The sequence below is a fragment of the Heyndrickxia sp. MSNUG genome (assembly GCF_049532715.1).
Lineage (GTDB): Bacteria > Bacillota > Bacilli > Bacillales > Cytobacillaceae > Mesobacillus.
In genome coordinates this window covers 4396157-4412790 of the sequence record NZ_CP150978.1, presented here as the reverse complement: position 1 = coordinate 4412790, position 16634 = coordinate 4396157, and the positions used below count along the sequence as shown (strand labels likewise).

The window sequence follows — 16634 nt, the reverse complement described above, 5'->3', positions numbered from 1 at the left end:
TGAGTTTGATGGTGAGACGTGAGAACCGTCCCTATGTTCCATTTTGGAACACGAGAACCGTCCCCATGTTCCACTTAGTAGTTCATTAGCTTTGCTTTGACTAGGAAGTTGGCTAATATTTTGGCCATTTCGTTGCGTTGTGTGTTGCCGGCTGGTGCGAATTTGTCTTTTGCTTTTCCGCTGATGATGCCTGCCTGGTACACTGTTTCTACGTCTGATTTGGCCCATTTGCCGATGGATCCTGCGTCTTTGAAGTCGGCTAATTTCTTGGATTTATCCAGTCCAGATAAATCGTAGTTAATGAAGTCTAGTTTCATCGCGCGGCCGATCATGGCTGCTGCTTCGGTACGTGTGATCTTTTCGCCAGGTGCGAATGTGCTGTTGCCTTTGCCCTGGATGATTCCGTATTCGATGGCTGCCATTAGGGCGTTGTTGTCATTGAACCACTCATTGCCTTTGACGTCCTTGAAGCGTCCGTCGTATTTCGCGCCTGGAAGTCCAAGTGCGCGAACGAGCAATGCTGTGAATTCAGCACGAGTCAGTTGGCTTGCGCTGCCGAATGTGCCGTTGCCTTTACCTTTGATGATGTACTTGGATGCCAATGTTTCGATATACTTTTCAGCCCAGTCTTTGCCGTTGTTGACGTCAGAGAAGGTTACATCGTTCTCAACGATTGCGTACGTTGAGTTCGTCAATGACTTGATCGTAGCTGTCTTGCCGTCGAACAATGTTGGTACTGCACTGAATGAACCATCTGCATTTAGTTTTACAGCTACTGCTCTAGAAGCGTTGAAGTTAGCGCCGCCAAGGATTTCGCGTTCAACGTATGTGTTGAATTCCTTGATTTCTGCCTTCTTGCCTCCGGCTACTGCTTCAACTGTAAAATCAACCACTGCTGATTTCAGTTTCAGCTTTGTATCTGGTTTTACCACGTTCACAGAAACCGTGATCTGAACATCGCTTGGTGATACGCCAAGCTTCTTCGCAAGTTCTGCCAAATTCACTTCTGATACAGGAAGCGTGTAGCTTGCGTTTTCTGTTACCACTTCAACTGTTGCTTGCTTATTTTTAGCGAATGCTTCCGTAAATAAGTTTGCAGGCAGCTGTGCTTTTGCCTTCTCGCCAGCAGCTGGCTTTTCTAGCTTGACTGCCAGGTTGTGCTTGTCAGCTGTGATGGCTTTTACGATCTCTGCTACTTTGTCAGCAGCAACCTTTGTTACGACTTCAACCATGCCAGAAGGATTCTTTTCTTTTACCACCTCTGCAGCCCATGCTGGAAGCTCAATTGTGTGAGGCTTCTCACCAGCTGGCGGGGCAGGAGGGTTTGGGTTAGATTCACCGTTACCTGGTGCGTCTGTTGCTTTTCTGTCGAGCTTAATGACCACAGTAGTTAGTGGGTCAATTGTCAATATGTCTCTTGTTAACTGGAAGCCAGATCTTTCAGCTACCGGTTTTACCCCAGCTTCATCATTGTCGACAAGCACCTTGCCGCCAGAGAAGTTATAGTCTCCTAGAGTCAATGTACGAGTTTTGTTATCAGCATTCACAAACACATAGTAATTGCCAGTGTTGTCTGTTGATACGTTTTCGTATGCGATCATTAAGTCAGTAGACTTGATTTCAGGGATGTTAAGCAGTGTGACATTCGAGTCAACCAAGTCTTTTTCGCCTAAGCGGAAAGCATTCGTTGATTTTCTTAACTCAATCAAACCTTTTGTATAGGCTTGAGTTGTTGTGTTAACAGGATTTAACTGTTTGTTTGTTGCCTTCTGCCAATCGAATTTATTGATGGCATCAGATGAGTCATAAGAGTCGTGTATGAAATATCCAAATCGATTTCCGTCCTCGTCTTTAAACTCAGTGTATTTTTGCTCTGGTACGCCTTCACCTAACCATTGCTTCGTTCTGCCGTATTCCTGGCCAGAGTGAAGGAAAGCAGTTCCCTGGGATGTTAAAATAATCGAGTTTCCAAGGCGGATGCGCTTGTGAATTTCTAACTCATTTTCAGGAACTGATGGGTCCTTTTTGATTGATTGTGCAATAACATCGTGAAGCGGCAAGTTATCGTGCGCTGCGATGTATTGAACCATATCGCCTGGGTCGTCGTCAGCCGTGTTTCCTGGCTGTGCTTTAATGTTGTTAAAAATGGTGTTGATATCGCGTGCTCCGCCAGTAATGAAGCGAGGCTCACCTTCAGAACCGAAGCCTGATTTTAACTCGTTGCGGATCTCATCAGAGAACACGCCCACGTTGTCTGTTTTATCCATCCAATCCTGGTCTGCGCCCATGCCTTTAAGTGCTGGGTCGGAAAGGTGGCCTGCAAATGTTCTCCAACCTTCACCGATGAAGATTGCATCAGGATTTACGGAAGCTGCTGCGTCATATGCATGTTGGATAGAAGGGTAGGTTGCGTCACCCATCATGTCAAAGCGCATACCATCAATCTTGTATTCGTCAAACCAGTATTTCACTGAATCGACCATTAATTTTTCTGCCATTGTGTGACTTGTTGCCAGGTTGTTTCCGAAGCCGCCAAGGAAGTTTCCTTTGTCGTCCTGGAACGCGTAGTAGTTTGGAACAATGTCATTCAACTGGCTTGCTTTTGCCATATGAGTGTAAACAACGTCAAGGACGACACCCATTCCAGCATCGTGGATTGCGTCAACTAGCTGTTTCAGCTCTTTTACGCGCTGTTCAGGGTTAGTTGCATCCTCTGAATATGCGCCATCTGGAGAGAAGTAGCTGTGCGGGTCATAGCCCCAGTTGTATTCATTTCCGCCAGCTGAATATTCAAGCTCTCTTTGACCCATCTTCGTTTCATCGCCATAATACCAAGCCATTACAGGAAGCAATTGAACATGTGTGACGCCAAGAGATTTTAAGTAATCCAGCTTGTCGATGAACGCTTTATAAGAACCCCATCTTGCGTTCAGATCGCCTTCGATTGAAGGGTCGGCCGTGAAGTCACGGATGTGTGCTTCGTAAATCACTGCGTCTTCACGCTTTTTATAGCCATCGATTTTAGCGTGGCTAAAGCCTTCAGGGTTTGTACCGCTAAGGTCAACAATTGCCGCCTTACCAACAGTGTCTCCGTCAGGACCAGCATTGCCTTCTGTATTTACAGTGAAGGCTGCCATTGATTTTGCATAAGGATCTAACACTTGGCGAGTTACGCCGTCATTTGTTACATCATATTGGTAAAAATAACCTTCAAGATCGGTTACGTTTTCTAGGTCGCCAGGTTTGACGTCTGCAGACCAGACACCTTTTTCACCCTTCGTTAACTCGATGCTGCCGATTTGTGTTGCGGCATTATTTTTATCAAAGAAATTAGCGACAACCTTGCTAGCCTTAGGAGCCCATAATTTAAGTGTTGCTGCTCCATCCTTGTAAGTCGCACCAAGGTCGTTTCCATCATAAGCGTACATTTCATCAAGCATTCTCCAGCCAGTAGAAGCTGAAACCGTTCTGCCTGAGTATGTTACAGATAATGGAAGCTTTTCTAAATCCAATGTTGCTTTTACTTTTGCAGCCGTTGCGCTTGTGATTTCAACGCTTTCGATGGCAACTGCTGCACCTGTTGCGTCTTTGATTTCAAGAGCGTCTTTTAATGAGTCAGGCGTTAAGCCATCTGTCATCGTGAAACCTAGTAGAATTGTATCTTCAGAGATAACCTCTGCGTTGGTGATTCCTGTTGCCTGCTCCCAGTATGGAGAAACGTATACATTGTCATCGCCTTGTCTTACCCAAAGGTGATTGTATTTGTCCAGCAGGTTGAAGGATTTGTCGCCGCCGTCTTTTTCTCCATTTGTCTTGTTCAAGGTAATCATGCCGATTGTTTTGGCATTTTCTTTTAGCTGGATATCAGCATAAGCACCGTATCGGTCCGTACCTGTTAATGATGCTGCACCTGCAGGCCAGCCGTCAGAAGGCGCAACTACGTCGCCCCAGTTCCAAATACCGAAGTTGTCGTAATCAGCGTTGTCACGTACGTAATGGACGCGGACAGTATTCGCTGGAAGGTCGACTGGTTCGTAAGTGTAAACCTTGTCAGAACCTTGTTTGATAAAAATTTCATTCATTTCAGGTGTGGAAATCGCAAAGCCTTTATCGCCGCCGTCTTTACCACCATCACCTTTTGTAATATCCATCACGAGGAAGCCGATATTCTTTGCGCCTTCTTTAAGTTCTACGTCGATGTAAGCACCATAGCTGTCTGTTTTTTCGAACATTGTAGCGCCAGTCGGCCAGTTGGCAGAAGGGGAAGCTACGTCGTTCCAGAGCCATGCACCGTAGTTATTGTAATTGTTGTCATCGCGTTTGTAGTGGATGCGGATGTGGTTGGCAGGGATTGGTTCTACCGTTCCATCTCCGTCGCCAGAGCCAGCAGCTGCAGCAGCTGTGATTTCTCCGCCTTCAACCGTTAGTAAAACAGTACCGCCATCAGCTTTTGCTGGAATTGTTAATGTGATTTCGCCAGCTTCTGATGCAGTATAAGTTTTATCTGCATAGTGGTCAGTTACAATCGCACCTGCAGGAACTGTCAGCGTGACGTCTTTTGCTTTGTCAGCAACATTCAAGCCGACGTAAGCTGATTCGTTTCCATTTTTACGAGCAAAAAGAAGGAACTTATCAGCGTCAGAACCGCCAATCGTTGCGCGTTCACCTTTCGCGAACACGTCTGAATGAGCACTTCTGAAGTTCAGAACCTTTGTATAGTGCTCAAGGACGTCGTTGTTTTCAACTTTGTCCCATGCAAGGTCATAACGGTTATCATATTGCGGATAGTTGTTTGCTCCGCTTTGGCCAAGCTCTTCACCATAATAGATGACTGGCTGGCCTTTTGATGTTGCTTGCAGGGAAGCAGCGACCTTAAGCTTGCCTTTGTCATTTCCTTCTTTAAATAGGAAACCATCTTCGTCATGGCTGCCCAAGAACGAACCTAAAGTAGCAGTGTTGTCAATTTTACCGTTGCGGGCAGTCAGGGCATCGTTTGCTGCCTTCAGCTGGCCGTTCACGAAATCGTGCGCAATGCCTTTGAAGTCGAAGTCAAGCAGGGAGTCCATCATACCCGTCTCCAGGTATCCAAGTTGGTTATTGGCACTTGCTCCCCATGCTTCACCGATCATTTTGTGTGTCGGCATTTTTTCAGTGAGGACATTTTTGAATGCCATCCATGTTGCATCTTCAACGTGCTTCACAGTGTCGACACGGAAGTAGTCAATCGTGTTTCCTTTAGCTGTTTTGGCTTTGTCAATCCAGTCTGTTTGCCAGTTGATGATTGTTTCGCGGACTGCTGGATCTTCCGTTTTTAAGTCAGGAAGGTTAGCTAATTCACCAACAACCTCATCAGAGCCGACATTTGAACCCTGGCGAAGCAGGCTGCTGAAAGTGCTGCGTTCAGCGTCAGTTGGGTAACCGGCTGGAGGGTTTGTTGCTTCTCCATCGATATCCTTCAGGCCATATCCTGTGTGGTTCAATACCACGTCAACCATGATTTTGATACCTTTTTCATGGGCAGCGTCAATCAGTGTATGGAAATCTTCCATTGTCCCGAAGTGTGGGTTCAGCGCACCAAAGTTGCTCGCCCAGTAGCCGTGGTAAGCGTAGTATGAATGTCCTTCTGGGTTGTCGTGGCGTACATCATACTTGATGTTTTCTACGATTGGAGAGATCCAGATTGTGTTCACGCCTAGCTTGTCCAGATAATCCAATTTTTGCGTGATACCTTTAAAATCGCCGCCCTGGTACGTGCCGCGGTCGTTTTTAGCGTCGTAGTTCTGGTTGTAAGGGTCGTTGTTTGATGAATCGCCATCAAAGAAACGGTCTGTCAGCATGAAATAGATGATCGACTCATCCCAGTCGAAATCATTTTCACCGACAGCCTGGCGAGTTTTTACCTCTACTGATGCTTTTCCGTTGTAGTAATTTCCATATGAATCTACTACAGTCACAGGGATTTCTTTCGTTCCAGCTGTAACATTGTAATCCACTGCAATTGTGATTGCTTTTAAAGAAGGATCGACTTCAAGCTTGTCAGATCCGCCAAGCCCAGAAATGTCTGCAGTGATTTTGCTGACTTTCACGTTTTCAGTCAAGCCTTGGATATCAACCTTTAAGACAGCGTTTTCATTATAGTCAATCGCTGCTGGTGTAACGGTTCCTGAAACAGTCAGTTCTGCTTTTTGGAAGTCGATTTCTGAAGCTGGGTTGTAAGGGTCATTCACTTCAGAAGTCGTGCCGTCTTTCATGGTTACAACATACGTATATGGCGTCTTGCCATTAGGAATGTTCTCGTAAGTCGCTACGAATCTCTCATTCTCTGGCTCATACGTCATTGATGTTATTTCATTGTTAAACTTCAAATCTACCTTCTGGATTGTGTCCATTTGGTCGTTTGCGAAAAGAGCTTTATCACGATAGTAGAAAGTTGCATTTCCATTATCGATTACGGGTGCAGATCCGTCCGGAACGACGCGGATTTGCTCGACACCGCTTGTTATGTAAGCCTTGGTGAGGGTGTCGTTTTTATTAATCGGAATAAAACGATCTCCGAATTCCTTCTGTGCAGTATTCCAGTCATAAGTACTGCGAAGAACGAAGCCCATTTGGGTCGTTGCGGCACTAACCGGGATGTCAACTACTGCCTTAGTGCCTTCCTTGGTTGTGAAATCAACCTGGCCATCAGCCACGCCAGTATTCCACGTCCAGATATTCCATTCGCCAAAGTTCTGGTCTTCACGAATGTAGGTAAAACGTAACTTGCGATCAGACGAAGCTGCAGTCGATTCTCCAGTCGAAGAACCCTCAGCCGATGCTTCTTGAGCCGGCACAAAAGGCAGCCACAAACTCAAAAGCATCAACGCCGTCATGAAAATAGAAAAACTACGCTTAGACTTCCTACTCATAGACATACTTTCCCCCTTATTTATTAGTTCAATAGAACCACAGAAGGAGTTTCTGCTTTATCACTGCAAAGCGATGGGGGTCAGACCCCCGCCAAGTTAAAGCTTTAACGCATCAGTGCGCCGGGGGTCTGACCCCCAGTGCAGTGAAGCTTTAATGTGGTGCAGGTTTCTTCTGTGATTCTATTAATGAAATCGTTTGCACAAATTGGTAAAAAAATATTCACTCAAAAGTGCAAGCGGTTGCAATAGTGTTACTTTTCAATTTTACAATATTTTGAGAAATACGGCAATGCATTCTGTGTGTCGAAATGTTGAAATAGTTATAGTTGCCTCCTGGTGGAATTGGAAGGTGCCTATAGCGGATTAGCAGATTATTGATTTAAATTAAAAGGTGACAAACTCCTGTTATATTTCCGGAACGAATTTTCATGAAAAATAAACTTCTCCCAACATAGTTTCGTCTAAATAGTAAAAAGTAGGGGAGAGTCACACAAAATGAAAACGAAACTTGCTTATGTAATCTTCGGTGCCCTGTTTTTGTCCACGGCCGGTGCATTTTACTATGAAGGAGCTCCTGAGGAAGCTGGGGCTTCTGGGAAAACGTACATAGCTGAGAAAGAGGCTGAATCGCTTAAAGAGGTTAATAGTGAAGAAGAGTTAATGAATGAAAGTGTTGAATCGGAAGATAAGGCCGCTGTTGTATCGGGAAAAGAAGCCACTGAATCAAAGAATCAAGTGACTGAGCCAAAAGAAGAGGTTAAAACCAAAAAGGAAATTGCCAAATCAAAAAATACCATTCAATACGGAGACTCGCTGTATGTCAACATTATGGATGAACCAAAATATCAGCGTCAGGCTAAAATCGCCAAAAAGTATGGAACGGAGCTATATGCAGTCCCGCGTACGGATTTATTTGCTTATTTTAAAGGAAAAGAAATGGTCATCAGCAAGAGTACCGGTGTGGTATCAGCCAACCCGCAATACGTTGAGATGCTAAAAGAGTTGTACTCCGGTGAGGGCTTTTTATATGAGGGAGTTATAGAGAATATCGACTTTGTAAATAAGAACGGAGCTAAGGTCATGGTCGAATTTGATCGTTATGAGGCTTATTCTATTAGCAAAAAAGAGAATGGGTGGATTGTGTTGTCCTGGTAATGGGCAATGGAAAAGAGGTGTTTGCTGCACCTCATTATTAATTTAGAAAATTCTTGGTTTTAATACTATTATTAAATCAAAAAGTATCATGGGGAAGGTTCTCTCGTCTCAAAAAAGTGGAACATGAGAACCGTCCCTATGTTCTTGTTAGGAGTTTAGTAACATGCTAATCCACTGCTCAAAAAAGCTTTTAGATGAACTGAAAATCAAACCGGACCCTGAGCTGGCAGAAGAGCCGCTTTTCTCCTGGAGTGCGCATGTGCTTACGATTCAGCGTAAAAAAATGGTGGTGGCCGTAAACAATTTAAATCGGTATGCCGTGATTTTGTATGGGCTTAAGGCGAAAGATTTTAAGCGATTGGGTGAGCTCATTAAGGATGGGCTTCGTGAAATCTGGCTGGCTGAAGGGATAAAGGAAGATGTGATAGAGAGATATCTTTCTGCTGCTGGAGAAGTAAATTTTACAAAATCGAAGGACCGCTCTTCTGTTTCAAGGTTAAATAGAGCATGTGATTTTGTTTATTTTTTGGAAGAATATATTGATCCAACTACACTCATAAACACGGAGCTTAGCTTGAAAGTCAGCCGCGATCTTGTTGGAGCAGGGAAGAATAAGTATATCTATCCTTATAGAGAGATGTTCAAAGAGCTTGAAAACCTAACAGATGGAAGGATTTTTGGTACAGAGGCTGTTCAGCTGAAAATTTCATTAAAGCTGGATGACCATCCTTGTTGGCGCAGAGTGATCGTGCCGCTTAATAATACGTTCGAAGAGCTTCATGGGGTGATTAAACATTCATTCGGCTGGGGTTATCAGCATTTGCATTCTTTTTACTTATATAATCCAAAAACCAAAAAGAAGCTTTCTCCTAATCACCCTGCTTATCACGAAGCAGGCTATGAGCCAATATTGAATATCGTGGGCAGTCCTGAAGCGTTGCTCGTCCCGGTCGATATGGAGAGGCGTCTTGAACATCATGTAAAACTATCAGAGTATATCCCGGGAGTCACGCATCTTAAATATGTCTACGATTTCGGAGACAATTGGGAGCATTACATCGAGGTTGAGAAGGCCATCCGTGATTATGATACCTATCATCCCGTTTGCCTTGAAGGCGAAGGGGACACTCCTCCCGAGGATGTTGGGGGAAGACCTGGTTACTCGGAGTATCTTAAGGTGATCAATGACCCGGGGCATCCGGAGCATCGGGAAATAAGTCGTTGGGCACAAATGCAGGGCCGTCGGAAATTTGATATTGAGATGGTTAATCGATTGTTGAAGTAAAAAGCCTGCTAATTACGTAGGCTTTTTTACATGGAGTTATTGTGAAAAAAAGGAGCCGCTACTTGGCTCCAATTACTCCTCCAGAAGCCGATGAATCATCCGCTTCCGGTCGTCAAAAAACTGCTTCATGATCATATAATGATTCGTTTCCTCCAGCTTTCGTTCATGAATGCCATCCACGCTGAACTCGTAGATTTTTGCGTCGGGATAGGCCATGATGATCGGCGAGTGGGTGGCGATGATGAGCTGGGAGTTTTCGCTGACCAGATCGTGAATCCTTGTGAGCATCGACATCTGGCGCAAAGGCGAGAGGGCAGCTTCCGGTTCGTCGAGGAGGTAGATGCCATTTCCGCGGAACCGGTGGATAAATGTGGCAAAAAAGGACTCTCCGTGCGATTGCTCATGCAGTGACTTACCGCCAAATGAGTTGATGATCTTTGGTCCCCCTGGTTCTCGATCCATTTCCTCAATATTCGATGCCACATTGTAAAAACTCTCCGCCCGCAGGAAAAATCCATCACGCGGTTTTTCAATCCCTTTAATGACTTTAAGATAGTCTGCCAATTCCGAATGCGAATTGAAGGTCGAGAAATTAAAGTTCAGCGACCCGCCTTCAGGATTGAATCCCAGTGCAACCGCAATCGCCTCCAGCAATGTCGATTTCCCCATCCCGTTTTCCCCGATGAAAAACGTGACCTTCGGATGCAATTCAAGCTCCTCAAACGTCTTTAGAGCAGGAAGATTGAAAGGGTAGTGCCTGAAAGAGGAGATTTCCTCACGCTTTAAATTCACACGTCTAACATACTGCCAGCTCAGGTAGCTCATGGTCATGACCTCGGATAAGTTTTTTAATATCATAACATAAAAAAGACAGGCGTCATCCAGATTTTTGGAAGTTGCCTGTCTGTTGCTTTACCTTATCTTAAGTCCCCGAACGGAAGGTTAGCATGGGTGACTGAAGGAAGCAGGAGAACCGTCCCCATGCTCCATCATGAAGCGGAAGAAACGTCCCCTTGCTCCATCATGAAGCAGAAGAAACGTCCCTATGCTTCTCCTACGGAATCCCCAGGGATCAGGGTAACATAAATCCGTTCGTGTTCGACTGGTTCGTTGGCTAGCAGTTTTAATAGGTGTTCTGCTGATACAGCGCCCCATTTTTGTTCGGAGTAGTCGATGGTTGCGAGTCTTGGGTTTGTGTATTGTGAGAGCTCGATGTTGTCGAATCCGATGATGTGGATGTGATTGCCGATCTCGTATTTTGTTTTTGCGATGTAATTGTACATGCCGATGGCCATTTCGTCGTTCAGGCAGAAGACGGCCACTGGCTCGGTGTATTCGCTGACGATTTGCTCGGCGGCTTTTTCGCCGGAAGGCTTGTTAAAATCACCTGGGATTTCACGATAATCAATATCTGTATAGCGATTAACTGCCTGGCGTGCTGCACTGATCCGCTGCGTCGCATCATATGAGCTCTCAGGTCCCGTTACCGCGTAGATTTTCCGGTGGCCCTTTTCAATCAGGTGGTCGATCGCCAGTGTGGCGCCTGATGTATTGTGCAATAACACTTGATTGATATTAGGGTGATCAAGTTCCCGGTCCATGACGACAATTTTATGTCCGGCCTCCGCATGCTTTAGCAGCTCTTCGCTTGAAAAATAGAAGTCGAGGACGATGGCCCCGTCAATCATCCGTTCTGGAATAAAGCGGTGCGATTCCTTCCCGCCGCAGACAATCATCTCGTATCCCTTGCTGCTGAGGGCGTCCTGGATGCCCTGGAGGAGCTGCCCGTAAAAGGCACCGCCGTAATTGGTCAGGAAGACACCAATGATCTTTGTTTCCCTTTTTTCAAAGAACGGGCTGCCGCGTTCGGAACATAGTTCAGTTCCTTGGCAATCGCGAGGATTTTCGCTGCCGTCTCTTCTGTCACCTTCGGGCTGCCGTTCAATGCATAGGAAACAGTGGATATCGAGACACCTGCCCGCTTTGCAATATCTTTAATTCCTGCCACGATTCTCTCTCCCGTCTCTTCAGTAAACTCTACTGCTATTATACCTTGTGAGCGTTTCCATCTATAGTGAATTTTTTAGTTTATAGACGATCCCCTCGTATGGCCGCAATTTTTTACCAGGGGTGTCATAGTTATGGATGACGATTTCTCCGTCACATACCAGCTCACTTTCAACCTCTCTGTCGGTAAAATTGCAGATAACACGCCATTCTTCATTTTCATAGGTTCGTGCGTAAGCAAAAATCTCCGGCTCACTGTCCAGAAGCTTGTAATCGCCATACACAATCAGGTCATTTGCTTTACGCAGCTCAATCAGCTTCTTGTAAAATTGAAAGATGGACTTGTCACTATTTTTATCATGCTCAACATTAATCGCTGAGTAATTCGGATTAACTTCAATCCAGGGCTCACCAGCTGTAAAACCGGCGTTAGATTCCGCAATCCACTGCATCGGCGTCCTCGCGTTATCACGGCCTTTTACATAAATCGATTCTATGATGTCTTCATGGGCAAAGCCTTGCTCTGAACGCTCATTGTACATATTGATGGTTTCGATATCGCGATAGAAGTCCAATTCAGCAAACTGCACATTCGTCATCCCAATTTCTTCCCCCTGGTAAATGTACGGCGTACCGCGCATCAAGTGTAGAAGGGAAGCGAGCATTGTCGCGCTTTCGTAACGGAATTCCTGGTCATTTCCCCAGCGCGAAACGATTCGCGGCTGGTCATGGTTGCTCCAGAATAAGCTATTCCAGCCTTTGCCGGCAAGTCCTGTTTGCCAGTTTGACAGCACTCTTTTTAAATCGGACAGTTCCAGCTGCTTTAAATCCCACTTCTGCTTGCCTTTTTGTTCATCTAAAGCAATGTGCTCGAATGAGAACACCATGTCGAGTTCTTTTCGTTCAGGGCTTGTGAAAAGAATCGCTTTTTCCAGATCAGCTCCACCGGTTTCGCCAACCGTAACAATGTCCGCACCATCAAGGACTTCACGATGCATTTCCTTTAGATACGTATGCAGAAGGGGACCGTTGTCGATGATTCCTTGCTCGAGTTCCTTTGCAATCAAATCGATGACGTCAAAACGGAAGCCTTTAATCCCTTTTTTAATCCAGAAGCGCATCACATCGTACATTGCCTCGCGAACGGAGGGGTTATGCCAATTCAGGTCAGGCTGTTTTTTACTGAACATATGTAAGTAATATTGCTCAGTCGTTTCGTCAAATTGCCAGGCGCTGCCGCTGAAAATAGACTTCAGGTCACTCGGCGGCCCACCATCTGCCGAATCGCGCCAAATATAATAATCACGATAAGGGTTTTCCTTGCTGCTCCTGGACTCAATGAACCACGGATGCTCATCGGAAGTATGATTCGCGACGATATCCATCATGATTCCAATCCCGCGTTTTAACGCCTCTGAAATGAGCTGGTCCATGTCTTCCATCGTCCCGAACTCCGGATGAATCTGATAATAATTGCTGATGTCATAGCCATTATCATCATTCGGCGACGCATAGACCGGGCAAAGCCAGATTATGTCCGCGCCAAGCTCCTGAATATAATCAAGCTTCGAAATGATCCCTTTCAAATCGCCAATTCCATCGCCGTTCGAATCCTGGAAGCTGCGAGGATACACCTGGTAAACCACACTTTTATGCCACCATTTGCTGTCCATTTTTCTACCCCCAATTCTTAAAAAGGAAGCGGCCGAATAGGCCGCTCAATTTTACAAATAAATTTCGATTGTATTGTTCTCAGCAGTGAGCATCTCAAGCTCGTCGGCGCTAATGCGGTAGCCGCCTTCACGATAACGGTTGGAAATCTTGTCTGCTTTAGCCTCTTTACCGTTAATCTTCACGCCGCTTTCACTGTTAAAACGGTAAACGAAGGTAACTTGTTTGCCATCAATATCAAACTGGAACTCCAGACCGTCTTTTTCCTCAGGAAGAACAGGGTCGATCACGAGGTCCTGTCCATCTCGGCGGATGCCCAAGGCGTTAGAAATCAGCTGATTCATATAGATTCCAGGTCCGCTTGAGTAAATGCGCCAGCCGCCTTTTACAGGTGCGGAACCATCACGCAGCTTCTCAAAGTTCTCCGCTGCTTCATAGCGAGTGTTGAACTTGCCGTCAGAGCTGCTGAAGTACGCATTGCTCTGTCTTAGCTCAGCGTTTGGAACGACCTTCTGGATGCCGATCGGGTTAATCGTCTGCAGGCCTTTCCAAACCTCACCTGTTTTACCTAGCTTGGCCATCGCTTCAACGAAACGGATGTGTGCATGGACATACTGTAATCCGATTTCACGTCCGAAGTTCGCTGCCTGCTCAGCGCGTTTGAAGTTCGTGCTGACTCCGCCGGCATAAGTAGCAGGGCGGTCCATCAAACGCACGCCGTCCGGATGGTACAAGCGCTCTTTAATGATTTCGTAGTGCGATTCCGCTTGCTCCGGCGTCAGCAGTTCGCCAATCATACTGCGCGTCATCGGAAGCAGGCGGTACTGGATTCCTGTTTTTGTATCGGTAGGGTGAACCATCAATTCAGGTTTGTCTGACTGCTCCATGAAAACGAATCCAGGGATTGTTTCTGTAGAAAGCATATATTTATTGAAATCTTCCTTGATTCCTGCTGCCATCGTGCTTAGCTCATCAGCAAGCTGAGCATCTTCTTTTTGTAAAAGCGATGCGAAGTGGCTTACGACCTGATACGTCAGCGCAACCGTCCAGCTGCTTGCCATATACTGCTTAAGCTGCGCGTTCGCCGGCTGGAGCGTGTCATCCCAGTCGCCATCGCCGTAGGATGACAAGTACGTATCATGTAAAAAATGATCCTTGATATATTGCAACTGCTTTTTCACGTGGTCAAGCAGGCTCACTTTTTCCTCAGTAAATTCAAAACTGCCTTTTTCAGTATAAGGAAGCTCTTCGCTTAAAATTGAGTAATCATTCGTTGCTTTTAGGTACTCAACGATGACCTTCAGCGGCCATACGATGATGTCGCCGTGGCTTTCTTCCTGCTGGAACTTGTAATAGTTGTCGAACATGAACCACTGCGGCCAGTTACCGTCATCAGAGTACTGATGTGAGTAGACCGTCTTGATGATGTCTTTCACATTTTCATATTTTTGCGTGGCGATGAAATATTCGGTCGGACCCTGGCACACATCACGTGTTCCCCAGGCAGCGCCGCCGTACTGCTCAAGGCCATGAGGCACAGAGTAGTGGACGAGCATATTGTGTGTATACCACCATGCAAGCGCGTTAACCTTGCTTAACTCTTCAGTAGTTGCACCATTTTGCGTCAAATTGAACCCGTTCATTGTCGATGCGAAAAATTCGCGGTACTTTTCGATTTCGGTTTGTGCATTTTCATGTGCGAAAGGAATTTCTTTTCCATCAAGCAGACCCTGGACAGCCATGCTCCACTGTGTTGCCACGTTCAGTTCTAAAACCACTAACGATGCAGTATCTGCTTCGATGTTCTCACCGAACATGCTTGAATCTTTGACTTCAAATTCGCTGCCATTGATTTGCATGCAGTAGCTTAGGTCAGGGAATACGCTTGAGCTATCCGCTCCTTCACCCGCGGTAAAAGTAAGGACATTTCCGTCCTGCTCCATATTGAAAGGCAGCGCGTACTCGTTATTGTTCATTGATACCTGGTTGGTAACGAGATAGCGGTACGCTTTTCCGTTAGCGGAGCGAACCTCAAGTCGCAATTGTGGCGAATCTACAGAACTGTAAGTCGTGATGACGATCAGGTCATCATTCGTTTTGTAGTACCAGCGGCCATAATTGAAGCCCATCTCAAACATCGATGGCATCGTTAGCAGATGGTAGCTGCCTTCGATTTCAACATAAATCCTCTGTCCGGAAGTCTTCATTACATTCAACGCATTACGCGCATTCGTCAGCATCTTGTTGAACGAAGTGTTGCCAACAACGATGTGCGAGTTGAAAATTCCGTACATATATAAAGTTGTCGTCAGAACGTTCTTGATGTTATCGACATTGCCACCGGTCATGAGAATATGGCCGTGCGGACGCTCAACCAGCAGTTCTTTTTCTTTTAAAACAACATGCTCATGCTGCTCCGTGAAGAATGACAGCAATGCATCCCCAACTGTCTCTTCCTGGTGACGATTCGGGAACAGCTCGTTAATTTCTTCTTTTGTCATCGATAGTGTTTCTAATGGCTTGCCGATTTTAGCAGAAAGCTGAAGTTGCGGTAAGTCATTAGCTTGATCGGCTTGAAGGGACTGAACTTTCTCCCATGCTGCCGCTACTTCATCAGTAAATTCCAGCTCCGTAATCGCTGTTGGGTGATTCTCTTTAAAAATGCCATAGAATACAAATTGTGCTTTGCCATCCAGGGTTACTTTTTCCGACTGAAGGGCAGTATAGGCAAATTCATATTGATAGATTTCATTTGCTAGAGTTTGCTTGGCTAGAATCTCAGGGACGTCCGTTTCTTTATAAGAAAGGCCGAAGAATTGGTAGCCATCAGTTGAGAAGCCAGTTGCTTTTGTCAGCGAACCCTGTTGAACGTAAGGGAAGTACCCGCCGCTCATCGGCTGGTTCTGGCGGGAGCAGACCACATAGCCTTTTTCCGCGTCGTTAAAAGCATTGTGGTCAATGTACTGTGACATATACGCTTCATTCGTGCGGACAGCGCCTTTGTCAGCAAGGCCCATATCCTGCCCGTAAATGACATCGATCTCAGCACCGTTTCCTTCCACTTCTACATCCCAGAACCAAACGGTTTCGGTAAGTGAGAATGTGACCATATACTTAAGGCCGGCAGCTTCACCCTTCCAGAAAACCTGATTGTCACTGTGGCTGACAGTGCTTGCTGATTTCGAACCAAGCAGGGGATAGAATTGAATTCCTTTTTCCCCATGAATGCGTAAAAATAAGTTATTTAAAGAGCCGTCGATTTCGTTCGATAGCCACTGATTGATCATCGTCGATTTGTTGGCGATTTCATACACATCGCCGCTATTTAAAAACGTAAAGCTTAGGTCATTTGCCTGAATGGTGAACTTTGACTGTGTCATCGGTGTCAACTTCTTTCCTTTTAGGATTGTCATTACCTGATCTATTGTTATCTTTATAAAATGTGAACTGTATAAAGTGGATTTCAGTCATTTATTGCGGTTAACCTCATAAAAAATCCCCACTGGTGATAAGGTTGGTTCAACCGTGAATAAATGGTGTTCAGCCAGCATTATTCCAATCAACCGCTTTTAAAGTGCTTCCAAACTGGTTAATAAACCCCACCTCGT

The 16634-nt window shown here is 45.6% G+C and carries 6 protein-coding genes and 1 pseudogene; 2 read left to right on the top strand and 5 right to left on the bottom strand.

The features are described from left to right. Positions 1–74 precede the first annotated feature (74 nt). A complete protein-coding gene (locus tag AABM38_RS22130) occupies positions 75–6908 on the bottom strand; it encodes a pullulanase (protein WP_423410818.1) in 6834 nt (2277 codons plus the stop codon). Between the two features lie 495 nt (positions 6909–7403). Between AABM38_RS22130 and AABM38_RS22125 the strand changes: the two genes are divergently transcribed. Beyond that, on the top strand, positions 7404–8063 hold the full coding sequence (locus AABM38_RS22125; RefSeq protein ID WP_423408312.1) for a hypothetical protein: 660 nt from the start codon (positions 7404–7406) through the stop codon (positions 8061–8063). A gap of 163 nt (positions 8064–8226) precedes the next feature. Beyond that, a complete protein-coding gene (locus AABM38_RS22120; RefSeq protein ID WP_423408311.1) occupies positions 8227–9348 on the top strand; it encodes a plasmid pRiA4b ORF-3 family protein in 1122 nt (373 codons plus the stop codon). A gap of 72 nt (positions 9349–9420) precedes the next feature. Here the strand turns inward: AABM38_RS22120 and AABM38_RS22115 are convergent, their stop codons facing one another. From AABM38_RS22115 to AABM38_RS22100, 4 genes and pseudogenes are all read right to left on the bottom strand, one after another. After that, the gene (locus AABM38_RS22115; protein WP_423408310.1) at positions 9421–10173 is read right to left on the bottom strand and encodes an AAA family ATPase; all 753 of its coding nucleotides are present in this window, start codon (positions 10171–10173) and stop codon (positions 9421–9423) included. A gap of 218 nt (positions 10174–10391) precedes the next feature. Next, positions 10392–11356 (bottom strand): annotated as a pseudogene (locus tag AABM38_RS22110) (LacI family DNA-binding transcriptional regulator). 61 nt (positions 11357–11417) lie between these two features. After that, positions 11418–13028, bottom strand: a complete 1611-nt coding sequence (locus tag AABM38_RS22105; RefSeq protein WP_423408309.1) for a glycoside hydrolase family 13 protein — start codon at positions 13026–13028, stop codon at positions 11418–11420. A gap of 51 nt (positions 13029–13079) precedes the next feature. Next, positions 13080–16406 (bottom strand): GH36-type glycosyl hydrolase domain-containing protein, encoded by a 3327-nt coding sequence (locus AABM38_RS22100; protein ID WP_423408308.1) that lies wholly within the window; start codon positions 16404–16406, stop codon positions 13080–13082. Positions 16407–16634 lie beyond the last annotated feature (228 nt).